The organism is Monashia sp. HAY1-5C, assembly GCF_056755255.1.
The window spans coordinates 1-272 of sequence record NZ_JBPGXG010000353.1 but is presented as its reverse complement, the minus strand read 5'-3'; the positions used below and the strand labels follow the sequence as shown (position 1 = coordinate 272).

Sequence of the window (272 nt, the reverse complement as noted above, 5' to 3'; positions counted from 1 at the left end):
ACTTTTATATCGGTAACGCTGTTGGTAGGAAGAGGCGAGTTTTCTTTTGTAAAATGTTTTACTGTTTGCTGGCCGTCAGCAGATAAATAATAAACACCACCGCCATCTACGGAAACCCATTTATGATCTCCCGCATCTACTTCAATCTGCAAAATCTGAGAATCTCTGAAAAGTTCTTCTCCCAAACCATTCTGTTCAATAATAATGGGCTCCAGAACTGCACTGGCAGGTGTTTTAATGGCAGAAACGGCATTCGATAACACTCTTAATCC

1 protein-coding gene is annotated in these 272 nt (G+C 40.8%); it reads right to left on the bottom strand.

What is annotated here, in order from left to right; all coding sequences use genetic code 11:
* Window positions 1-272, bottom strand: a 272-nt coding sequence (locus ACR9ZK_RS21995; protein WP_481344078.1) for a hypothetical protein, incomplete at both ends; no start/stop codon positions are given.